Source organism: Arthrobacter sp. NPDC058288, from assembly GCF_042880995.1.
Taxonomy (GTDB): Bacteria; Actinomycetota; Actinomycetes; order Actinomycetales; family Micrococcaceae; genus Arthrobacter.
Window position 1 is genome coordinate 65,212 of sequence record NZ_JBHVYH010000005.1, and the last position, 22,261, is coordinate 87,472.

The following is a 22,261-nucleotide window of genomic DNA, read 5'->3' on the forward strand; positions in this document are numbered from 1 at the left end:
GCGCCCATGGCGCCCGGGGGCGGCTCCATGCAGACTTAGCGTGTGAAGCCTTTTCTACTGCTTGCGTCGCGCGCCGAGGACAAGGCCGCCGAGGAAGAATACGAGGCCTACCTGCGTTATGGCGGACTTGAACCGGCGCAGCTGAGGCGCATCCGGATGGAAGCATGCCCCATGCCTGCGCTGGACCTGTCCGATTACTCCGGAGTGATCGTAGGCGGCAGCCCCTTCACCTCCAGCGACCCGGCGGACCACAAAAGCGCAGCCCAGCACCGGGTGGAGCGTGAACTTCGCCTGCTGCTGGACCGCATTGTGCCGGCGGATTTCCCGTTCCTCGGCGCCTGCTACGGCGTGGGCACGCTGGGCCTGCACCAGGGCGCGGTCATTGACCGGACCTACGGCGAGGGCCTGGGCGGCACCACCATCAACCTCACAATGGAAGGCAGGCAGGATCCCCTCCTGCGCGGACTGCCGGAGAGCTTCACGGCCTTCACCGGCCACAAGGAAGCCGTCAGCGTCCTTCCCTCCCACGCGGTGCTCCTGGCCAGTTCCGCAGCCTGCCCGGTGCACATGTTCCGGATCAAGGCCAACCTGTACGCCACCCAGTTCCACCCGGAGCTCGATGCCGACGGGCTGGTCACCCGGATCGACATCTACCGCCATGCCGGCTACTTCCCGCCGGAGTCGGCGGAGGTGCTGATGGAGAACGCCCGGCAGTTCACGGCAGCGGAACCGATGAAAATCCTCAGCAACTTCGTAGAGCGCTACGCAAGGTAGCGGCCTTAAATGACGAATGCCCGGCACCCCCGCGAAGGGTGCCGGGCATTTCCAGGTGTCGGATAATCGGGTCAGGCTACGTTGTTCTCGTAGTCCAGGTCCCGCGTCTCCTTGCTTAGGAAGAGTGCCACCAGTGTCAGTACCGCCATGGCGCTGAGGTAGACGCCCACCAGCACGGGGCTGCCCTTGGCCATCTCCCACAGCCACACGGCGATAAAGGGGGCCACAGCCGCACCCAGGATGCTGGAGACGTTGTAGCTCACGGCGGACCCGGTGTACCGGACGTTAGTGGGGAACAGTTCGGGCAGCAGCGCTCCCATGGGTCCGAAGGTCAGGCCCATCAGCGTGAAGCCGAGGATCAGCAGGGCCATGGTGCCCACGAAGCCGCCGCTGAACAGCGGGACGAACAGCAGCCCAAAGACGAAGATTCCCGCAGTGACCGCGATGAGCATCTTGCGGCGGCCGTACTTCTCTGCCAGCGGGCCGGATACCAGGGTGAAAATGCCGAAGAACACGACGCCGGCAATCAGCATCCAGAGGAAGTCGTTGCGCGTGTAGCCCAGGCCGGGGACGAACGCAGCGGCTGCGGCCTCGGTCATCGGCTTCCCGGCCTTCTCGGCGGCGGCCTTCGCGGCGTCCAGCGTCGCGGGGCGTGTCCCGTAGGTGAGGGTGAAGGTGGTCATCAGGTAGAACAGCACGTAGGTGGCCAGCATGATGAATGTACCCAGGATGAGCGGGCGCCAGCTGGTCTTGAAAACACGGCCGATGGGGAGCTTGGCCACTTCATTGGATTCCAGGACCTTGGTGAAGGCCGGCGTTTCAATCAACTTGAGTCGGACATAGAGCCCGATGATCACCATGACGGCGCTGAGCAGGAACGGAACCCGCCAGCCCCAGGCCTCAAATGCCTGCGGGGACAGCTGGTAGCTGGCCACGAGGAAGATCACGTTGGCAATGATGAAGCCGATGGGCGCACCCAACTGCGGGAAAGTGCCGTAGATGGCACGCTTGTTGGCGGGGGCGTTCTCGGTGGCCAGGAGGGCCGCGCCGCTCCATTCCCCGCCGAGGGCCAGGCCCTGGGCGAAGCGCATGACCACCAGGAGTGCCGGCGCCCAGAAACCCCAGCCCGGCACAAGGGCCGTGGGGAGGCAACCGATCAGGAACGTTGCGATGCCCATGGTCAGCAGCGATGCCACCAGGGTGCCCTTGCGGCCGAACTTGTCCCCGAAGTGGCCGAAGACCACGGAACCGAGCGGCCGGGCGATGAACGCGACACCGAACACGGCGAAGGAACTCAGCAGCTGGGTGGTCTCGTTCTGTCCCGGGAAGAACAGCTTGGGGAATACGAGCACAGCGGCAGTGGCGTAGACGTAGAAGTCGTAGAACTCAACGGTGGTGCCGATGAGGCTGGCGACGATCACGCGCCCGCGCGAGTTAACCTGCTTGGCTGACCCCGGCTGCGGTGAGGTGGCAGTGGATGACATGTAGTAACGCTTTCGTGAGAAACCGGGCGGGTGCCCCAAAAGACTGCCCGGCTAAGGGATACGTATCTCTCAATAATAGTTCCCGCCGTCCAGTGACTGGACAAACGGTCCATTATGCGGACTTTTCGATTTGTCTCATTAACGGCGCCTCACGCCGTGGCTCGTGCTCCGATAGGCAAACTTCACAGCACGTTAACAAACGGCGACGGTCCACGAAACGCGCCGTCCCTACCTTTGAAGAACAACAATCCCCCAAAGGAGGTACACCGTGACTGTTGACCGCACGGCAGAGGCCGGCGCACAGCCCGGCACTACCCGCACCGCTGAAGCCCCCGCCCTTGAAGTCCGCCCCGGCCGTTGGATCGCCAACTGGGATGCCGAGAACAAGGAGCAGTGGGAGACCCAGGGCCGCTCCATCGCGCGGCGGAACCTGAACTGGTCCATCTTCGCCGAATTCCTCGGCTTTGTCGTCTGGCAGCTCTGGTCCATCGTCGTGGTCCAGCTCCCCGCAGCAGGCTTCACTTTCTCCACGTCCGAAATCTTCTGGCTGATCTCCATGCCCAGCCTGGTGGGTGCAACCCTTCGCATCCCCTACACGTTCATGGTCCCAAGGTTCGGCGGCCGCAACTGGACCATCGTCTCCGCGCTGCTGCTCCTGATCCCCTCCACCGGACTCGCACTCTGCGTCTCCAACCCGGAGACACCGTTCGGCGTCATGCTCCTGGTCGCTGCCCTTGCCGGCTTCGGCGGCGGCAACTTCGCGAGCTCGATGGCCAACATCACGTTCTTCTACCCGGCCCGCGAAAAGGGCTGGGCCCTGGGCCTGAACGCCGCCGGCGGAAACCTCGGTGCCGCCGTCGCACAGCTCGCCGTCCCGATCGCCATCACGTTGCTGGCCGCCGGAACCGTCAACCTTCCGGTCGCAGGGCTCATGTGGGTGCCGCTGATCCTGCTCGCCGCGTTCGGCGCCTTCAAGTACATGGACAACCTCACCAGTGCCAAGGGTGACGTGGCCGGATCCGTGGCTGCACTGAAGGAACCGCACCTGTGGATCATGGCGCTGCTCTACATCGGCACCTTCGGTTCATTCATCGGCTTCGCCGGTGTATTCCCCAAACTCATCAAGGACTACTTCCCCGCGTTCTCCTCCATCGGAGTGGGTACGGTTGCACTGTCCCTCGCGTTCCTCGGCCCGCTGGTCGGCTCCCTGGCCCGCCCGTACGGCGGACGGATGGCGGACCGGATGGGCGGCGCCCGCATGACCGTTGCCGCCTTCGCCTCGATGGCGGTCATCACGCTCACCATGATCTGGACCCTGCCGCTCAAGAACTTCTGGCTGTTCCTGGTGCTCTTCCTGATGCTCTTCACCGCCAGCGGCTTCGGAAACGGCGCCACCTACCGGATGATCCCCATCATCTTCGCCACCAACAGCCGGGCAGCACGCAACGGCGCCAGCACGGTGGCCACCCAGCGCCTGGCGTCCTCCGCCCTCGGCCTGATCTCGGCCATCGGCGCCTACGGCGGGTTCGTTATCCCCCAGGTGCTGAACGCCTCCAACCAGGCAAGCGGTTCGTACACCCCCGCCTTCTACGGCTTCGTCGGGGCATACGTCCTGATGCTCGCGGTCTGCTGGGCCTGCTACATCCGCAACGCCAACCGAAATGCGATGGGACACGTCTAACATGACCACAAGCGCCGACACGCACTGCCCCTACTGCGCCTTGCAGTGCGCCATGACGCTGAAGTCCCCAGCGGCTCTGACCCCGGCTGTCCAGCCGGGGTCAGACCCCGTGCCGGCTCCGCCCGTCCTGAAGGTATCCGGACGCGACTTCCCCACCAACCGCGGCGGCCTCTGCCGCAAGGGCTGGACGTCAGCGTCCCTGCTGAACCACCCCGGACGCGTCACCGAGCCGATGCTGAAGGGCTCCGACGGAGTCCACCGTCCCGTGGGCTGGGACGACGCCTTGAACCTCATCACCGCAGCCGTCAAGGACACCCGCTCACGCTATGGCGCGGACGCCGTCGGCGTTTTCGGCGGCGGCGGCCTCACCAACGAAAAGGCGTACATGCTGGGCAAGTTCGCCCGGCTCGCCCTGGGCACGTCCCGGATCGACTACAACGGCCGGTTCTGCATGTCCTCCGCGGCCGCCGCCGGCATGAGGGCATTCGGCGTGGACCGCGGACTCCCGTTCCCGCTCGAAGACCTCGACAGCGCCAGCACCATCCTGATGCTCGGCTCCAATGTGGCCGAGACCATGCCGCCCTTCGTGCAGCACCTGCAGGGAGTACGCGACGCCGGCGGGCTGATCGTAGTGGACCCCCGCCGCTCCGCCACTGCCGCGTTCACCTCCGACGGCGGCGGCCTGCACCTGCAGCCCCTGCCGGGCACCGACCTCGCCCTGCTGCTGGGCCTTTCGCACGTGGTCATTCATGAAGGCCTGGCCGACACCGAATTCATTCAGGCGCGCACCAGCGGCTTCGACGCCGTGGTCCGCAGCGTCAACGCCTTCTGGCCCGAACGGGTCCAGTCCCTGACCGGCGTGCCCGCAGACCTGATCCGGGAGACTGCCCGGCGGCTGGCCCAGGGGGCCACCAAGGGCGGCAGCTACATCCTGACGGGCCGCGGCGTGGAACAGCACGTGGACGGGACGGACACCGCCACCGCCGCCATAAACCTGAGCCTGCTGCTCGGACTGCCGGGTTCCGCCCGCAGCGGCTACGGCACCCTCACCGGCCAGGGCAACGGCCAGGGCGGCCGTGAACACGGCCAAAAAGCCGATCAGCTCCCCGGCTACCGGAAAATCACCGACCCCGCGGCCCGCGCGCATGTGGCCCAGGTGTGGGGCGTGCCGGAATCACTGATTCCCGGGCCCGGCCTCCCCGCCGTCCAGCTCCTGAAGTCCCTCGGACAGCCCGACGGCGTCCGCTGCCTCTTCGTGCACGCCTCCAACATCGCGGTGGCCTCCCCCGATGCCAACGCAGTCATTGCGGGCCTCCGCAGCCTCGACTTCCTGGTGGTCTGCGATTTCTTCGTCTCCGAAACGGCCGCCGAAGCAGACCTCATCCTGCCGGTCCTGCAGTGGGCGGAGGAGGAAGGCACGCTGACCAACCTTGAGGGGCGCGTGCTGCGCCGCCGCCGTGCCCTGCAGCCGCCGGCCGGAGCCCGCAGCGAACTCTGGATCATGGCACGGCTCGCCGAAGCGCTCGATGCCCCGTCCACCTACAGCGAGGATCCCGAGACGGTCTTCGAGGAACTGCGCCTGGCCTCGGCCGGCGGTCTCGCCGACTACTCGGGCATCGACTACGCCATGCTTGACCGCGGCGAGGCCGCCTACTGGCCCTACCCCGTGGGAAGCACCGGCACGCCGCGGCTGTTCCTGGACGGTTTTGCACATGCCGATGGCAAGGCGGTCATGACGCCGGTGGCGCCCCGCCGCCGTCGTACTCCTGTTCCGAACCCCGATCAGGACGCCAAATCCATGACGCTCATTACCGGCCGCCTTCTGGAGCATTACCAGTCGGGGTCGCAGACCCGCAGGGTGTCGGAGCTGCTGGATTCCCAGCCGGAGGCAAAGCTGCAGATCCACCCCGCAGCAGCCGCGACCATGGGCATCACCGACGGCGCGTTTGTATCCGTGGCCAACGAACGGGGCGAGGTGCTGTGCCGGGCGGAACTCAGCACCGCCATCCGGCCCGAAACGGTCTTCCTGCCGTTCCACTTCCCGGAACTCGAGAGCGCCAACCGCCTGACGGAGGCCGCCACCGATCCCATTTCCGGGATGCCCGAGTTCAAATTCAACAAGGTCTGGGTGCGGGTGGCCGCCAACGGACTTCAGCACAGCGTTCTTCAGGCATCGGAGGCCTCATGAGTGAGCAGATAGTAATTGTTGGCTTTGGTCCGGTTGCCGCGCGGCTGGTCGATGAGCTGCTGCCCGCCGTCCGCAGCGGGCTGGCGCACCTGACGGTGATCGGCGAGGAGGCGGACGCCGCCTACAACCGCGTGCTGGTGGCCGACCTCGGCGTCGGGCGCACCACTGCCGGGGCTCTGGCGCTGTCCGACGCCGCCGCGCTGATCGCCGACGGCGTGGACGTCCGGCTCGGCGTCCGCGTCCGCCGGGTGGACCGCGCCCGCCAGCAGGTGATCCTCACGGACGGCACCAGGCCCCGCTATGACCGGCTCGTCTTTGCCACAGGTTCGCGTCCGGTCATCCCCAACCTGACCGGCCTCAACCCTGACCCGGCGCACCCGGTATTGCCCGCCGGCGTGACCGCGCTGCGCGACCTGCGCGATGCCGAGGTGCTCCGCCAGGCTGTTTCCGGCGGCAAGCGCGTAGTGGTGCTGGGCGGCGGCGTCCTGGGACTCGAAACGGCCCTGGCCGCCGCCGAAGAAGGTGCCACGGTTACCGTGGTCCACAACGGTCCGCACCCGCTGGGCCGGAACATCGACCGCGGCGGCGGAGCGGTGCTGGCCGCCAGCCTGCGGAACTGCGGCGTACGGATGGCCGGCAATGCGCGCTCCACCGGCCTCGAACACAACGCTCCCGACGGCGGATTCTCCGCTTTGCTGCTGGATGACGGTTCAGCGATCGACGGCGACCTTCTGGTGCTCTCCTGCGGCGTCCGGCCGCGCGTGGAATTGGCCGAAGGCTGCGGGCTGTCCACCGGCGCGGGCATCCTGGTGGACCACAAGCTGCGGGCGCACCACGAGCCGCACATTTTCGCGATCGGCGACTGCGCCGAAGTCCGCTGCCCGGATCCGTCCTGCAGCGAATGCCGCAGCGCGGCGGGCCCCTCCGGGCTGGTGGGCCCGGGCTGGCGCCAGGCGGAATGGCTCGCCGAGTACCTGACCCTCCTGTCCGAGGGATCCACGGCGGGACCCGGTGACGGGTCCGGCGACGCAGGGCTGGCCGACGCGGCGAATTCCCTGCCCGAGCTGCCGATGGAAAAGCCGGGTGTTATCGTCCTCAAGGCCCGGGGCCTGAACATGGCCGTGGCCGGTGACAACGCAGCCGAGCCGTGGGACGACGAGGTCCTTACGGCTGGTGCGGTGAACGGCCGCCCGCGCCTGCAGATCGCGCAGTGGGCGGATCCGGAACACGGCCGCTACGTCAAGATGACCACGCGCGGCGGCGTCCTGGAGGGCCTCGTGGCCGTGGGCATGCCCCGCACCGCTGCGGAGCTGGTGTCCCTGTTCGAGCGCGGCGATGAGCTCCCCGCCGACAGGTCGCTCCTGTTGCGCCTGGATGGCCCCGACCAGCTGGCGGCCCCGGGCAACAGCGACCCCGCGCGCACCGTCTGCCGGTGCGCCGGCGTCAGCGGCACCAAGATCCAGGATGCTGTTGTTGACGGCTGCTCCACCGTGGCAGAGGTTTCCGGCGCCACCCGCGCCGGCACCGGCTGCGGCGGCTGCCACTCCGACATCAAGGACATCATCGAAAAACACTTCCAGGCGGCAGCAGCCGCCTGACGTGAGGTGACCCTACGGACCCGCCAGGGCCCCTGCCGCTCCGGCATCCCCGCCTGCTAGCCTGAACCATCATCGACGAGGGGGTGCCGTGAATCCGGCTGTGACGGGGGTTCTGACTGCTGCGTTGACACTGGTGATTTCGGGGTGCGCCGTTCCTGCGCCGGGACCGGAGGCGTCCGGCACCGGGCCGGCTGTTCAACAGGCCGTGACAAGCCCTTCCATGTCGACGGAATCAGCCGGCCTTCTCCCCGATTCCCCGACCGGGCTTCCCACGTCAGGGCAGCCGGCACCGGACTTCTGCGCGGCCGGGGCGGTGTACTTGGCGCGCTTTCCGGGGCTGCCACGATATGAACCCGCGGGAAACCTTCGGACGTCCCCGGATTCGACCGGCTGCGCCTATTCTGAGTCCGGTGAAGAAACTGAACCCTATGCCGTGCTGACCTTCGCCGACTTATCTGCTCCCGGTGAGATGCCATCGTGGCTGGCGGAAGGCTGCAAGTACAGTGGGCTGACCCCCGGAGTAACTCAGGTGGAGAGCGTTGCCCGGGAACGTGGGTGGTCCGCTTGGACCGCCACCAAGGAAGCCGGTGTCAACGAAGCACAGGTTTGCACCGGCACCCACGTCTTCAACGCTTCACTCGGCAACATTCCTGGCGCCATGCCGGAGGACGCCCTCAAAACGATTCTTGCTGCCATCCGCTAGGGACGCAGGGCGCGTGGTCCAAGGGACTTATGCCCCTTGCCCCGCCCGTGCCCCCGGGGTGTCATGGAAGCTACGGTCCGAGCTTCAGACGGAGGGGTTGCCATGTTCAGCGTCACGATCTTCCTGGCCGCGGCCGCGCTCATCGTTGCTGCCGCCGTCACGGGGATCGTCTCCCTGCGGCGGCCGGACCGTTCCGTCCGTGCCCGTGCACTGGTGTGGACGGCAGCCGCCATCATGACGGTATTCACGGTCCTCGCCGGCCTGTTCATCAGCGGCTACGCCCTGACTGATCCCGGCGGCACCGAGGGAGTCATGCTGGTTTTGTGGTGGGCCGTTCCCCTGGCCGTGCTCGCCGTCCTTGCCTGGCTTCGTCCCTCATGGGCTGCACGGGTGCTGGCCCTGCTGACCGCGTTGGTGGTCATGGCGGGAATTTGGTTCGCCCTGGATTCCGTGTCGTGGCGCGAGTTCGAGAACGCCAACGGCCCGGTCCGCGCAGTGGCCGTGCTGGTGCTCGCGTTCCCGGCAGCCGTCCTGGGCCTGAAACGAACGGCCACTGCGGGCTGGCTGCTCGTGGCCCTCGGCCTTGGGCCGATCGCCTTATCAGCCTTGGGCAACCTCGCGGGAGTAGTGTCTCTCTCCGCCATCAGCGTGATCCCGCTGGTCACCGGACTGCTGTTTCTGGTGGCGGCCCGGATGACCCGCGCCGCGATGTCCACCGAGCACGCGGGTGCCTTGCCCGCCTGACGTTACATATGAACGTGCAGGCGCCGTGCCGCCTCCGAGATGGAACCGCTGAGCGACGGGTACACCGTGAAGGTGCTTGCGACGTCGTCGACGTGCAGTTTCTGCGTGACTGCGATGGAGATCGCGAAGATCAGCTCGGAGGCGTTCGGCCCCACCACCACACCGCCGATCACGGTGCCGGAGCCCTTGCGGGCGAAAATCTTGACGAAGCCGTCCCGGTGGTTGCGCATCTTGGCGCGGGCGTTGCTGCGCAGGGACAGTTTCACGACGTCGCCCTGGTACTTGCCGGAGTCGATTTCCGCTTCGGACACGCCAACCGACGCGATCTCCGGCGAGGTGAAGATATTCGAAGCCACCTGGTGCAGCTTGAGCGGGGTGACGCTGTCGCCCATGAAGTGGGCCACGGCGATGCGTCCCTGCATGGCTGCGACGGAGGCCAGCGCTAGGACGCCGGTGCAGTCGCCGGCGGCATAGATGTTCGGCGCGGTGGTGCGGGAGACGCCGTCCACCTTGATGTGGCCGCTCTCGCTGAGCGCCACGCCGGCTTCCTCCAGCCCGATGCCGGCCGTGTTGGGAATGGAGCCCACACAGACCAGGCAGTGGCTGCCGGTGACCTTGGAGCCGTCGCCCAGGGTGACCACCACGCCGTCGTCCGTGCGTTCCACGGTTTCAGCGCGTGACCGGGAAAGCACCTTCACGCCGCGGCGTTCAAAGACGCCCTCCAGGACCTCGGCAGCGTCGGTGTCAGAGCCCGGCAGCACGCGGTCGCGGCTGGAAATCAGGGTGACCTTGGAGCCGAGGCCGTTGTAGGCGGAGGCGAATTCGGCGCCGGTCACGCCGGATCCCACCACGATGAGTTCTTCGGGGAGTTCGTCCATGTTGTAGATCTGCGCCCAGTTGAGGATCCGATCGCCGTCGGGCCGGGCGGTGGGAAGTTCACGCGGGTGGGCGCCCACCGCAAGCAGGATGGTGTCCGCTTCCACTGTCTCGGTGCCGTCCACGGTGAGGACCTCGATGGTGTGGCTGTCCAGCAGCTTGCCGGAGCCAATCAAAATGCGCACGCCCTGGTGTTCCAGGCCGGCACGGATGTCCTCTGACTGCTTCCGCGCCAGGCCGAGCAGCCGGTCGTTGATGTGTTTCAGGTCCGCTCGCATCACGGGGGCGAAATCGCCGCCGTCGACGTCGAACTTGACGCCCAGCTCCCCCGCCTCGCCGACGCGGGTCATCAGGTCCGCTGTCGCGATCAGCGTTTTTGAAGGCACGACGTCGGTGAGCACCGCCGAGCCGCCCAGGCCCGCCCGCTCAATGATGGTGACCTGAGCCCCCAGCGAGGCTGCCACCATGGCGGCTTCATAGCCGCCGGGCCCTCCGCCGAGTATTGCGATGCGGGGTGAGCTGAAATCCGGATGCGTAGTCACAAAGATCCATTCTCTACCCATCCGCCGCCGCACACCAATAAAAGGGACCTGCGCCACTGCTGGGCACGGCACCGCGGGCACGATAACTTGTACCAGTGAGTAATACAGAATTCCTGAACACGGACCCTTTTGACGCCGCGCGCGCCGCCGCCGACTACATCGCCGAGGAGACGGGCGTGGACAGCCACGACGTCGCCCTGGTGCTCGGCTCGGGCTGGGGCGACGCCGCGGACCTGATCGGCGAGACCACCGCCACGCTGTCCGCGGACGAGGTCCCCGGTTTCTCCGCACCGGCAGTGGAGGGCCACGTAGGCACCATCCGCTCCGTCCTCACCAGGGAAGGCAAGCGGGCCCTGGTGCTGGGCGCCCGGACGCACTACTACGAGGGCAAGGGCGTCCGCGCCGTGGTGCACGGGGTCCGGACCGCTGCGGCGGCCGGGTGCAAGGTTCTGGTGGTGACCAACGGCTGCGGAGGCCTCAACGAGGACTGGACTCCCGGCACTCCCGTGCTCATCAAAGATCACATAAACCTCACCGCCACGTCGCCGCTGGAAGGCGCAACGTTCGTTGACCTGACAGATCTGTACTCGGCACGGATCCGCGGACTGGCCCGCGAAGTTGACCCTTCCCTCGACGAAGGCGTGTACGCGCAGTTCACCGGCCCGCACTACGAAACGCCGGCTGAAGTGCAGTACGCCAAGCGGATCGGCGCCGACCTGGTGGGCATGTCCACAGCCCTGGAGGCCATCGCCGCCCGCCACGCCGGCATGGAGGTCTTCGGCATCTCGCTGGTGACCAACCTTGCCGCCGGCATCAGCCCGGCGCCCTTGAGCCATGAGGAAGTGCTGGAAGCCGGGCAGGCCGCCGGACCGCGCATCTCCAAGCTGCTCGCGGAAATCATCGCCAAGCTCTGAGGCGACACGGCGCAGCCGCGCCCGCCAGGCACTAACTCCTGGCGGGCATCAGCCGGCGGAGGATTTCCTTCCGGGAGCCGGGAAACTTCCGCTCAACGGAGGCGGCAATGCCCGCAATAGTCTGCCGGGAGAGCGTCTGCCGCCACGCCAGCTCGGCCTGCCGCATGGTCTGGGACACCAGGCAACTGCGGAGATAGTCTTCACCGGGATCCGCCCCGGGCGCGCTCGCAAGAATGGATTCGCAGCGAAAAGCGGGTTCCGGACCCTCAATGGCCAGGACAACGTCCAGCACGGTGATCTTCTCCGCGGCCCGAGCCAGCTGGAAACCGCCGCGAGGCCCGGAGACGGAAAACAGGATGCCTGCACGGACCAGCGCCTGCAGCTGTTTGTTCAGGTAAGCGGCCGGCAACTGATACAACTCAGCCAGCCTGGCACTGTTCACCGCCTCACCCGAAGGGGCCCAGGACATGTTGACGCAGCAGTGCAGCGCCCACTCAACCCCCTGCCCCATCTTCATTTTTCAGACATTACGTGTCCGGAAAATTTACTGTCAAGGTGCCCCTGCGCTTGTCGGACAGCCAATCGCGGAGGTTAGGCGATAGCTTTGTTCCTATGACGTCTTCCGATGCCGACCTTCCGCAACTGCTGAGCGACGCCCGCGACTGGGCCGCCCAGGACCCGGATCCCGCCACTGCCGCCGCTTTGACAGAACTCATCCAGCGTTCCGGGGACGGAGTACCCGCCGCCCGCCAGGAGCTTGAAGACAGCTTCAGCGGAACGCTGCAGTTTGGCACCGCAGGCCTCCGCGCCGCGCTGGGGCCCGGGCCAAACCGGATGAACCGCGTCGTGGTCCGGCGCGCCGCGGCCGGTTTCGCCGCCTTCCTGACCGCCGCCGTTGCGGACGCCTCCCCGGGCACCCGGCCCCGCGCCGTCGTCGGCTATGACGCCCGCTACAACTCCGACGTTTTCGCCGAGGAGACCGCCGCTGTCTTCACTGCCGCGGGAATCGAGACCTTCCTGATGCCGCAGGCGCTTCCGACTCCGCTGCTCGCCTACGCTGTCCGCGCCCTGGATTGCGACGGCGGCGTGATGGTGACAGCCAGCCACAACCCGCCGCAGGACAACGGCTACAAGGTGTACCTCGGCAGGCACGCAGTGGAAGACAACGGCTGCGGGGCGCAGATCGTGGCACCCTACGACGCCCTGATCGCCGCGGAAATCGACCGCGTGGGCGCCCTGGACTCCATTACCCTGGCCCCCGCGGGCTGGACCGTCCTGGAACCCTCAATCGCTGCGGACTACCAGGCTGCGGTGGCTGCCCTGGCGCTGCCCGCGCAGTTCCCGGCCCGTGACCTGAAGATCGTCCTGACCCCCATGCACGGGGTGGGCGGCGACACCGCCGTAGCTGTGCTCAAGGCGGCAGGATTCGACGACGTCACCCTGGTTTCCGAACAGGCGCGGCCGGACCCGGACTTCCCGACAGTTAGCTTCCCCAACCCGGAGGAACCGGGTGCCCTGGATCTTGCGCTGGAAACGGCGGCCCGCGTGGACGCCGACATCGTGCTGGCCAACGACCCCGACGCGGACCGTGCCGCCGTGGCCGCCAAGGATCCGGACACGGGTGCCTGGCGCATGCTGCGGGGCGATGAAGTGGGCGCATTGCTGGGGGCGCACATTGTGGCCAGGCTCGCTGCCGGCGGCGAAAGCCCGGCACGCGGTGTCTTCGCGAACTCGATTGTTTCCTCGCGGCTGCTGGCGCGGATCGCCGCTGCCGCCGGGTACGCCCATGAGGAAACCCTGACCGGTTTCAAGTGGATTTCCCGCGTTCCGGGCCTGCTCTACGGCTACGAGGAAGCGCTGGGATACTGCGTGGCCCCGGACCTGGTCCGGGACAAGGACGGCATTTCCGCCGCCGTACTCATCGCGGAGCTTGCGGCCGCGGCGAAAGCGGACGGCAAGACCATCTTCGATACCCTCGACGAGCTGTACCTGGTGCACGGTCTGCACGCCAGCGACCAGCTCAGTATCCGGGTGGCGGACCTGGGCCTGCTGGACGCCATGATGAACCGGCTACGCGTGGGGCCGCCGGAATCCTTCGGCGGGTCCGCCGTCGAAACGTTCAGGGATCTGGCCGAAGGCAGCGAAGCCCTGCCGCCGACGGACGGGCTGCTCTACCTCACGAAGGACCTCAGCCGGGTGATCATTCGTCCCAGCGGCACGGAACCGAAGCTCAAGTGCTACCTCGAGGTCATCCGGAGCGTGGGCTCAGCTGCCGAGCTGCCCGAGGCACGGCAGGCAGCACGGGCAGCGCTCGACGGCGTCCTGGTAGATGTGCGGGAGGCCCTGGGGCTCTAGCTAGAGCTCAACCTCGACGAAACCATCCACCACACGGGTGCGGAACGTGGGGAGGCGGAGCCCTGCGGTTCCAAAGCACTCACCTGTTTCGAGGTCGTAGACCTCTTTGTGCAGCGGCGACGCAATGGTCTGGCGATTCCCGCGGGAGCCCACAATGCCGCGGGCCATCACATGGGCGCCCGTGGCGGGATCTTCCTGGGCCACGGCGAAAACTTCGGCGGGCGCGGTGCGGAACAATGCCACCTGACGGCCGGCGATCAGTGCGGCCTCACCCCAGGCCAGCTCCAGCTCCTCCACTGCGCAGACGCGGTTCCAGCCCGTCACAAATCCGGTGCTCTGGTCTTCAAGTTCAAGTATTGCGGTCATTTCCGGCCCCTCTCGCATTGCCTGCCGCCCGGCGCTCGATGGAACGGCTGCCGGGCCCGGACCGCCGACGCGGCCACATCTCCAAGCTAGGGCTGCGGTGTTTCGGCGGCGTGCAGTCAATGTGTCCGGGACGTAAAAGGCAACTCACCTGTCCGGAAATCCGTTCGTGATGCAGAAGTTAAGTTCACGAAACATAAGGGAAACTGAAGCGAAACTGCGCGTACCTAGTCTGGAACGACAAGCTGCAGAGCACCGTCTGCGGCCCATGCGAAAGGCCCACAGTGACCGGACAGACTTCAAGCACCCAGACACCACGCCGCATCGTGGTCGCCGGCGGCGGCCCCGCGGCCCACCGCTTTGCGGACGCAATGCATGCCCGTGGCCTTGAAGGCTGGCAGGTAACCGTGCTTACCGAGGAAGCCCACCTCCCCTACGACCGCGTAGCGCTCAGCAAGGCGCTCACGGACAGCGATGTGGACCTCACCCTCGGCAGCGCCTCGATGTGGGACCACGACGCCCTGGCCCTGAAGACCGGCGAACGCGTCATCAGGATCAACCACGCTGCGAAGTCCGTGGAGACGGCAGCGGGCAACACCTATGAATTCGACGAGCTTGTGGTGGCCACCGGCTCCGACGCCGCCCGCCTGCCGATCCCCGGCGCCGAGCACGTGCACGTCTACCGCACGCTCGAAGACGTATGGGCCATCAACAAGGCGATCGCCGAACTCACCGAGAAGCTCGGCCGCAAGATCACCGCCGTCACCATCGGCGGCGGGCTCCTGGGCCTCGAATCGGCCGCAGGCACCGAACAGCTCGGCGCGACTCCCGTTGTTATCAACGGCGCCCCCTGGCTCATGAACACCCAGCTGGATGAAGGCGCCGGCCAGGCCCTCGGCCGCCTGATCGAGGCCAAGGGCTTCACCGTCCACGGAGGCGTGTTCCCCTCCGAGGTGCTCTCCGAAGACGGCCAGGTCACCGGCGTGCTGATGGCGGACGGCCGCATCATCCCCGCCGACCTCGTCATTGTTGCCATTGGCGTGAAGCCGCGCGACGAACTCTTCCGCGCCGCCGAAGGCGAGGAACAGCTGTTCGATCTCGGCCCGCGCGGCGGCGTCGTGATCACCGACGGCTGTGAAACCCAAATCCCCGGCATCTGGGCGATCGGCGAAGTGGCAAACTTCGGCGGCATGTGCCTTGGCCTCGTGGCGCCCGCCAACACCATGGCTGAAATCGTGGCCGACCGCCTGCACGGCGGCGACGCCACCTTCCCGGGATTCGACACCGCCACCAAGCTAAAGCTCTCCGGCGTGGACGTTGCCAGCTTCGGCGACGCCTTTGCCCGCACCGAACACTCACTGGAGATCGTCTACGCGGACCCGGCCCGCGGCGTCTACCAGAAGATTGTCACCACCGACGATGCCAAGACCCTCCTGGGCGGCATCTTCGTGGGCGACGCCACCCCGTACACAAGCCTCCGTCCCATGCTGGGCCGCGAACTCGCCGCCGAGCCCGGCGCCTACCTCACCGCTGCAGGCGGCGGGGACGCCCCGGAGACCGAACTGCCGGACGACGCCATTCTCTGTTCCTGCAACAACGTGTCGGCGGGAACCATCCGCGACGCCGTCAACGGCTGCGGCGCCTGCGACGGCAACGCTCCCGTCCAGGAACTAGGCGAGCTCAAGGGCTGCACCCGGGCCGGAACCAGCTGCGGCTCCTGCGTGCCGATGCTCAAGAAGCTGCTCGAGACCGAGCTGACCAAGTCCGGCGTCGAGGTTTCCAAGGCACTGTGCGAGCACATCGAGCTCTCCCGCCAGGAACTGTTCGAGACCATCCGGGTCCTGGAACTGACCTCCTTCGAAGAGATCATGGCCAAGTACGGCACCGGCACCGGCTGCGACATCTGCAAGCCGACCATCGCCAACATCCTGGCCAGCCAGAACAGCGCCTACGTGCTCGACGCCGGCCGCGGCACCCTGCAGGACACCAACGACCGCGCCCTGGCCAACATGCAGAAGGACGGCACCTACTCGGTGGTCCCGCGCATCGCCGGCGGCGAGATCACCCCGAAGAAACTGGGCGTCATCGCGGCCGTGGCGGAGAAGTACGGCTTGTACACCAAGATCACCGGCGGCCAGCGGATCGACATGTTCGGTGCCAGGCTGGAGCAGCTCCCGGAGATCTGGAAAGAACTGGTGGACGCCGGTTTCGAATCCGGACAGGCCTACGGCAAGAGCCTGCGCACCGTGAAGTCCTGCGTCGGTTCCACCTGGTGCCGCTTCGGCGTCCAGGACTCGGTGGCCATGGCCATCCAGCTGGAACTGCGCTACCGCGGCCTCCGCAGCCCGCACAAGCTCAAGATGGGCGTCTCCGGCTGCGCCCGGGAATGCGCCGAAGCCCGCGGCAAGGACGTCGGCGTGATCGCCACGGCTGACGGCTGGAACCTGTACGTCGGCGGCAACGGCGGTGCCACCCCGGCCCACGCCCAGCTGCTGGCCAAGGACCTCGACGACGAGACCCTGATCAAGTACATCGACCGGTACTTCATGTACTACATCCGCACCGCCGACCGCCTGCAGCGCACCGCTCGCTGGCAGGAAGAGCTCGACGGCGGCATCAAGCACGTCGAGGATGTGGTGGTCAAGGACACCCTGGGCATCGCCGAGGAACTCGAGGCCGCGATGGCCAAGCATGTTGACACCTACGTCGACGAATGGGCGGACACCCTGAAGGATCCCGAGCGGCTGCGCCGGTTCCGTTCCTTCGTCAACGCCCCCGACCAGAAGGACGACTCCATCACGTTCGTCTCCGACGAGCGCGGCCAGATGCGCCCGGCCACCGCTGAGGAAAAAGGCAAGGTCCTGATAGGGGCCACCATCCCGATGCGTCCCTCCACCCCGGAACTCGACAAGAACGAGGTATAGGCATGCAGCTCAGCATTGATCTCACCGGCCGCGAAATCCTGGTCACCGGCTCCGACCACGCCGCCCGGCAGGCGGTCCGCCGCTACCAGGCCGCCGGCGCCGTCGTCTCGCGGCTCAGCACGCCGCAGGGAGCAAGCCACGACGGGCCGCTGCCCGAGCGCCCGTTCCTCGTGGCTGCCGTCGACGACGGCCAGCCCGGCTGGGACGCGCTGCTGGACCGCTGCCGCTCAACCGGCATCCCGGTGGCGGTGGAGCCGGCTGCCGGCGCAGTGGGCCACGTAACGCTGGTGGGCGGCGGCCCCGGCGTCGGCGAGCTGCTGACCGTTGCCGCCGTCAAGGCGCTGCGCGATGCCGACGTCGTGTTCTACGACCGGCTGGCCCCCTACCAGGAACTGCCGTCCCTGACCTCGGCCGAACTGGTGGATGTGGGCAAGCAGCCCGGCCACCACAAAGTCAGCCAGGGCGACATCGAAAAGCTCATGGTGCAGAGCGCCCTGGCCGGCAACAACGTGGTCCGCCTCAAGGGCGGGGACCCCTACGTGTTCGGCCGCGGCGGCGAAGAAGTTGCCGCCTGCGTTGCTGCCGGGGTGCCGGTCAAGGTGGTGTCCGGGGTCACCAGCGCCATCTCCGTGCCGGCAGCGGCCGGGATCCCGGTCACCCACCGCGAGGTCAGCCACATGTTCACCGTGGTGTCGGGCCACGCGCCGCTGACCGAAAAGGAGCTCACCCACCTCGCCGGGCTGGGCGGGACCATCGTGGTCCTCATGGGCATCGGAACGCTGCACCAGCTGGCCGCCGGCCTGCGCCGGGCGGGCATGCCGGCTGAGATGCCGATGGCCGTCGTCGAACGCGGCTACCGCCCCGGACAGCGCACCACCATCGCCCAGCTGGGTACGATTGTCACCGCGGCTGCCGACTGCACCAACCCGGCAGTGCTGGTCATCGGCGAGGTGGTGCGGGTGGCTGAAGCCAACCGCGGGCACGCCGAGGCGGCGGCAGATCTCGACCGCCTCGCAGCGTCACTGATGGAATCGTGAAAGAAAAAACATGAGCGCCATGAACTCAATTGCCCCCGCTTCCGCCTCCGGCCCGCAGGACTCGCCCGCTGCCGACGCCCCCGATTCGCCCCTGGAGGGGTTCCGGATCGGGGTGACGTCGCATCGGCGTTCCCAGGACCTGATCGAGGCCCTGGAGCGGCGCGGAGCGGAGGTGCTGCACGCGCCCGCGCTCAAGATCGCGCCGGTTCAGGAGGACATGCGCCTCATCGAGGACACCAAGGCCATCATTGCCGCCCAGCCCGACCTGTGCATCGCCACCACCGCCTACGGCATGCGCCGCTGGTGCGAAGCGGCTGACGCGTCCGGGATCGGCGACGACCTGCTGGAGACCCTCGCGGCCTGCCGCATGTTTGTCCGCGGTCCCAAGGCACGCGGCGCCGTCCGCGCCGCCGGCCTTGCCGACGTCGGAATCAGCAGCGACGAAACGACGGCCACGCTGGTGGACATGCTCCTGAAGGAGGGCGTCCGCGGCAAGACCGTGGCCGTGCAGCTGCACGGCTACACAGACGTCCGCCAGCTGGAACGGCTCAAGATGTCCGGCGCCACCGTCTTGACGGTAACCCCCTACCGCTGGGTCAAGCCCGACGGCGAGGACAAACTGCCGCGCCTGATCGAGGCAGCCTGCAGCGGCAACCTGGACGTCCTGACCTTCACCAGCGCGCCCGCAGTAGACGCCATGTGGAGCACGGCGCACGAGATGGGCCTCTACAAGCAGCTCGTCGACGCTCTGAAGACCACCGTCACCACCGCCGTCGTCGGTCCCATCACGGCCCAGCCGCTGATCGACGCCGGCCTGTCACCGCTGATTCCGGAACGCTTCCGGATGGGCGCCCTGATCCGGCTGGTCTGCGAGCACCTTGCCTTGAACCACGTCCGCCGCCTGGACACCCGGTCCGGAAACGTGGAACTCCGCGGACGGTCACTCCGGATCGACGGGGAGCCGGTCGAAATGGCCCCGGCGCCCCTCCTGCTGCTGCGGGCCCTGCTGGGCGCAGAAGGCGCCGTCCTGTCCCGGGAATCCCTCTCCGAACTTCTCGAACTGCGCGGCTCCGTGCACGCGCTGGACATGACTGTCAGCCGGCTCCGGTCCTCGCTGCCGGACGGCCGCATGGTGGAGACCGTGGTCAAGCGCGGATACCGGATCCGGGTCTAGCGGTTCCCTGCCGGCGCCGGCCGCGGCCGCAATCCGTGGACAGACCCGGGCCGCAGTGGGAACATGTCGCTATGGTTTGCGTCTGACCGCCCCGTGGCCGCGTTCGTACCGCTCCGGTACGTGGCCGCAGTGGCGTCCGGCGAGTCAGCTCTTCCAAGGGGAATTGCGTGGAACCGGTGGTGCAAGGGGACGATGATCCCGCGGAGTCGGTGGACGCCGTGGTGGTGGGCTCCGGCTTCGGCGGATCGGTAGCGGCCTACCGTTTAGCGGACGGCGGCCAGTCCGTCGTCCTGATGGAACGGGGCAGGGCCTACCCGCCGGGAAGCTTCGCCAGGACACCGGCCGAGATGGGCCGGAACTTCTGGGATCCGGACAAAGGCCTCTACGGTCTCTTTGACGCCTGGACCTTCCGGGGCCTGGAAGGAATCGTCTCCAGCGGCCTGGGCGGCGGATCCTTGATTTACGCGAACGTGCTGCTGCGCAAGGACAAGAACTGGTTTGTCCAGGAATCCCCCGTTCCCGGCGGAGGCTACGAAAGCTGGCCCTTTAGCAGGCAGGACCTCGAGCCCTATTACGATGCCGCCGAAGCCATGCTCCGCCCCGTGCCCTACCCCTACCAGGACACCCCCAAGACCCTGGCCATGGAAACCGCCGCGCGCGCACTCGGACTCAGCATCACGCGGCCGCCCATCGCCGTCACCTTCTCCCAGTCGCCGGGCGCCGCCCCCGCAAGGAACCAGGTGCTGCCGCCTGCCCCGTACGGAAGCGTCCATGGCGAGGGGACGGTGCGCACCACCTGCACCCTGTCCGGCGAATGCGACATCGGGTGCAACACCGGTGCCAAGAACACCCTGGACCACAACTACCTGTCCGCGGCCAAGGCTGCCGGCGCAGACATCCGGACCCACCACGACGTCCGCGGCGTCCGCCCCCTTCCGGGAGGCGGCTATGAAGTCCGCTACGTAGTCCACGATCCCGCCGACGCCGCGCCCGGGCTCCTGCGCGAACAGCTGATCCACTGCCGCCGGCTCGTCCTCGCCGCCGGAACGTTCGGCACCACGTTCCTGCTGCTGCGCAACCGCGCCTCGCTGCCCGCGCTCAGCCCTGCACTGGGCACCAGGTTCAGCGGAAACGGGGACCTGCTGGGCTTCGTCCTTGACGCCAGGGACCCCGACGGCGTCACGCGCACGCTCTCGGGCAGCATGGGACCGGTGATCACCACTGCCATCCGCACGCCCGACTCCACCGACGGCGGCGACGGCCGCGGGTACTACATCGAAGACGCCGGGTACCCCTCCTTCATGAACTGGCTCCTGGAAACCGGACAATTCCGCCAGGTGGCGAAGCGCGCGGGCAAAGTGATGGTGCAGCTCCTCAAGGACCGGCTCTTCCAGGCCCAGCGCTCCAACATCTCCGCCGATCTTGCCGCGGCCCTGGGAGACGGCCGGCTGTCGGCGTCCTCCGTGCCCCTGCTCGGCATGGGACGTGACATACCGGACGGCGTGATGACCCTCCAGGGCGGCCGGCTGGCCATCAACTGGACCCTGGCCACTTCGGCGGCGTACTTCGGCCGGATGCAGGCCACAATGCAGGCGATTGCCACGGAACTGGGCGGGAGCTTCAAACAGAATCCGCTCTGGTGGAGCAAGCGGGTCATCACCGTGCATCCGCTGGGCGGCGCCCCGGCAGGACGGAACAGCAGCGAGGGCGTGTGCGATTCCTACGGTGAAGTCTTTGGCTACCCCGGGCTGCACGTGGTGGACGGCGCCGTGATGCCCGGGCCGGTGGGAGCCAACCCGGCACTGACCATTGCCGCCTTTGCAGAACGGGCCTGCCACCGGATCCTGGACGGAACTGATGCGGACCGGCAGCGCGGCGGCCTGGGCACCGCAGGCTTCCCGCCCGGAAATACCGACGGCGTGACATCCGACGGCGGCATTCCCGGCTACCAGCCGGGGCCGCGTCGCAACCTGGTGCCGGACGCCACCAAAGGTGCCAACGCCCCCGCCGAAGAAAGCACGTTCGTCCCGCGGGCCGCCAGCCTGTCGCCGGGCGCGCGAAACCTCGAATCCCCGGAGGCCGCCGTCTCCTCCCCCGGCAGTGAGGCACTGCAGGAAGCCGAGGTCGAGGAGGAAGCGGAACTCGCCGAAACAGGGCCGTCCTCCGTCAGTTTCACCGAACAGATGCACGGGTGGTTCAGCGCCGGCGTGGCGGACCCCGAGCAAGGACGCAGCCTGGGCCGTGACCGCAGCCGCCGGATGATGTTCGAACTGACCATCACCGCCCCTGACATTGACGAGTTCGTGCGGGATCCGCTCCACCCGGCAACCGCGGAAGGCTACGTCCTGGCCGATCAGTTTGGCGGGCGCCTGCCGGTGGAACGGGGCTGGTTCAACCTCTTCGTCAGGGACGGCGGTACCGGAAGCGGGAGTGCCGAAGGGGCAGCCGGCGGACGGAAAATGCTCTACCGGCTCTGGCTGCGGGATCCGGGCGGCACGCCGCTGACCTTCGTGGGCCACAAGGATGTCCGCAATGACGCAGGCTTCGACGTCTGGGGTGACACCACCACGCTGTATGTCACCGTCCTGCGCGGGCACGTTCCGCCCCCGGAGAATTTTCGTCCAGATTCAGGGACTTCTGCGCCCCCTAACTCGCATTATGTGGACAAAAACTCCGAAGCGGTGGCGGGTGCTAATGCGGTGGCGGGGGCAGGCATCCTGTTTATCCGGCCGTGGGACTTCGCCCGGCAACTGACGACGTTCCGCGCGGTGGGCCCGAACCCTGCGAGCGCCCTGGCCGCATTCGGCAAGGTCTTCCTCGGCGAGCTCTGGCAGGTGTACGGGCGCCGGATGCACGGCCGCGAAGACGCCGGCAAGGCCGCCGGACGGCCATGAAGGGCGACGG

At 67.5% G+C, this 22,261-nt stretch carries 16 protein-coding genes; 12 read left to right on the top strand and 4 right to left on the bottom strand.

All coding sequences use genetic code 11. From position 1 onward, the window contains the following. Positions 1-42: 42 nt before the first annotated feature. Entirely contained in the window at positions 43-774 is a 732-nt protein-coding gene (locus ACFVWT_RS14440; protein WP_390248878.1) for a glutamine amidotransferase, read from the top strand. A gap of 71 nt (positions 775-845) precedes the next feature. Here ACFVWT_RS14440 and ACFVWT_RS14445 read toward each other — a convergent pair whose 3' ends face one another. Beyond that, positions 846-2,258 carry an MFS transporter gene (locus ACFVWT_RS14445; RefSeq protein ID WP_390248880.1) on the bottom strand — a complete coding sequence of 471 codons (1,413 nt, stop codon included), beginning with the start codon at positions 2,256-2,258 and terminating at the stop codon, positions 846-848. Positions 2,259-2,526: 268 nt separating this feature from the next. On the opposite strand from ACFVWT_RS14445, the gene ACFVWT_RS14450 reads away from it, so the two are divergent. The 5 genes from ACFVWT_RS14450 to ACFVWT_RS14470 all read left to right on the top strand — a co-directional run bounded on the left by ACFVWT_RS14450 (position 2,527) and on the right by ACFVWT_RS14470 (position 9,172). Then, complete coding sequence (locus ACFVWT_RS14450) at positions 2,527-3,939, top strand: MFS transporter (RefSeq protein ID WP_390248882.1); 1,413 nt, start codon at positions 2,527-2,529, stop codon at positions 3,937-3,939. A gap of 1 nt (position 3,940) precedes the next feature. Continuing rightward, entirely contained in the window at positions 3,941-6,127 is a 2,187-nt protein-coding gene (locus ACFVWT_RS14455; protein WP_390248884.1) for a molybdopterin oxidoreductase family protein, read from the top strand. Next, entirely contained in the window at positions 6,124-7,725 is a 1,602-nt protein-coding gene (locus tag ACFVWT_RS14460; RefSeq protein WP_390248886.1) for an FAD-dependent oxidoreductase, read from the top strand. Before ACFVWT_RS14455 ends, ACFVWT_RS14460 begins: the two co-directional genes overlap by 4 nt. 220 nt (positions 7,726-7,945) lie before the next feature. After that, positions 7,946-8,428, top strand: a complete 483-nt coding sequence (locus ACFVWT_RS14465; RefSeq protein WP_390248888.1) for a hypothetical protein — start codon at positions 7,946-7,948, stop codon at positions 8,426-8,428. 102 nt (positions 8,429-8,530) lie between these two features. Next, positions 8,531-9,172 carry a hypothetical protein gene (locus tag ACFVWT_RS14470; protein ID WP_390248890.1) on the top strand — a complete coding sequence of 214 codons (642 nt, stop codon included), beginning with the start codon at positions 8,531-8,533 and terminating at the stop codon, positions 9,170-9,172. Between the two features lie 2 nt (positions 9,173-9,174). On the opposite strand, the gene ACFVWT_RS14475 is transcribed toward ACFVWT_RS14470, so the two are convergent. Beyond that, the gene (locus ACFVWT_RS14475; protein WP_390248892.1) at positions 9,175-10,590 is read right to left on the bottom strand and encodes an NAD(P)H-quinone dehydrogenase; all 1,416 of its coding nucleotides are present in this window, start codon (positions 10,588-10,590) and stop codon (positions 9,175-9,177) included. 95 nt (positions 10,591-10,685) lie between these two features. On the opposite strand from ACFVWT_RS14475, the gene ACFVWT_RS14480 reads away from it, so the two are divergent. Beyond that, a complete protein-coding gene (locus ACFVWT_RS14480; protein ID WP_390248894.1) occupies positions 10,686-11,504 on the top strand; it encodes a purine-nucleoside phosphorylase in 819 nt (272 codons plus the stop codon). Between the two features lie 31 nt (positions 11,505-11,535). Here the strand turns inward: ACFVWT_RS14480 and ACFVWT_RS14485 are convergent, their stop codons facing one another. Beyond that, complete coding sequence (locus ACFVWT_RS14485) at positions 11,536-12,021, bottom strand: RrF2 family transcriptional regulator (RefSeq protein ID WP_390248896.1); 486 nt, start codon at positions 12,019-12,021, stop codon at positions 11,536-11,538. Between the two features lie 95 nt (positions 12,022-12,116). On the opposite strand from ACFVWT_RS14485, the gene ACFVWT_RS14490 reads away from it, so the two are divergent. After that, a complete protein-coding gene (locus tag ACFVWT_RS14490) occupies positions 12,117-13,859 on the top strand; it encodes a phospho-sugar mutase (RefSeq protein ID WP_390248898.1) in 1,743 nt (580 codons plus the stop codon). On the opposite strand, the gene nirD is transcribed toward ACFVWT_RS14490, so the two are convergent. Next, the gene (gene nirD, locus ACFVWT_RS14495) at positions 13,860-14,225 is read right to left on the bottom strand and encodes a nitrite reductase small subunit NirD (RefSeq protein WP_390248900.1); all 366 of its coding nucleotides are present in this window, start codon (positions 14,223-14,225) and stop codon (positions 13,860-13,862) included. Between the two features lie 281 nt (positions 14,226-14,506). On the opposite strand from nirD, the gene nirB reads away from it, so the two are divergent. The 4 genes from nirB to ACFVWT_RS14515 all read left to right on the top strand — a co-directional run bounded on the left by nirB (position 14,507) and on the right by ACFVWT_RS14515 (position 22,251). Then, a complete protein-coding gene (gene nirB, locus ACFVWT_RS14500; protein ID WP_390248902.1) occupies positions 14,507-17,146 on the top strand; it encodes a nitrite reductase large subunit NirB in 2,640 nt (879 codons plus the stop codon). Positions 17,147-17,148: 2 nt separating this feature from the next. Further along, complete coding sequence (gene cobA, locus ACFVWT_RS14505; RefSeq protein WP_390248904.1) at positions 17,149-18,183, top strand: uroporphyrinogen-III C-methyltransferase; 1,035 nt, start codon at positions 17,149-17,151, stop codon at positions 18,181-18,183. 19 nt (positions 18,184-18,202) lie between these two features. Beyond that, on the top strand, positions 18,203-19,357 hold the full coding sequence (locus ACFVWT_RS14510; protein ID WP_390249264.1) for a uroporphyrinogen-III synthase: 1,155 nt from the start codon (positions 18,203-18,205) through the stop codon (positions 19,355-19,357). A 167-nt stretch (positions 19,358-19,524) separates the two neighbouring features. Then, the gene (locus ACFVWT_RS14515; RefSeq protein WP_390248906.1) at positions 19,525-22,251 is read left to right on the top strand and encodes a GMC oxidoreductase; all 2,727 of its coding nucleotides are present in this window, start codon (positions 19,525-19,527) and stop codon (positions 22,249-22,251) included. Positions 22,252-22,261 lie beyond the last annotated feature (10 nt).

Coding starts and splice junctions, on each gene's coding strand:
- ACFVWT_RS14445 (WP_390248880.1), bottom strand. CDS start 2,258: ATGTCATCCACTGCCACCTCACCGCAGCCGGGGTCAGCCAAGCAGGTT.
- ACFVWT_RS14455 (WP_390248884.1), top strand. CDS start 3,941: ATGACCACAAGCGCCGACACGCACTGCCCCTACTGCGCCTTGCAGTGC.
- ACFVWT_RS14460 (WP_390248886.1), top strand. CDS start 6,124: ATGAGTGAGCAGATAGTAATTGTTGGCTTTGGTCCGGTTGCCGCGCGG.
- ACFVWT_RS14465 (WP_390248888.1), top strand. CDS start 7,946: ATGTCGACGGAATCAGCCGGCCTTCTCCCCGATTCCCCGACCGGGCTT.
- ACFVWT_RS14470 (WP_390248890.1), top strand. CDS start 8,531: ATGTTCAGCGTCACGATCTTCCTGGCCGCGGCCGCGCTCATCGTTGCT.
- ACFVWT_RS14485 (WP_390248896.1), bottom strand. CDS start 12,021: ATGAAGATGGGGCAGGGGGTTGAGTGGGCGCTGCACTGCTGCGTCAAC.
- ACFVWT_RS14490 (WP_390248898.1), top strand. CDS start 12,117: ATGACGTCTTCCGATGCCGACCTTCCGCAACTGCTGAGCGACGCCCGC.
- nirD (WP_390248900.1), bottom strand. CDS start 14,225: ATGACCGCAATACTTGAACTTGAAGACCAGAGCACCGGATTTGTGACG.
- cobA (WP_390248904.1), top strand. CDS start 17,149: ATGCAGCTCAGCATTGATCTCACCGGCCGCGAAATCCTGGTCACCGGC.
- ACFVWT_RS14510 (WP_390249264.1), top strand. CDS start 18,203: ATGAACTCAATTGCCCCCGCTTCCGCCTCCGGCCCGCAGGACTCGCCC.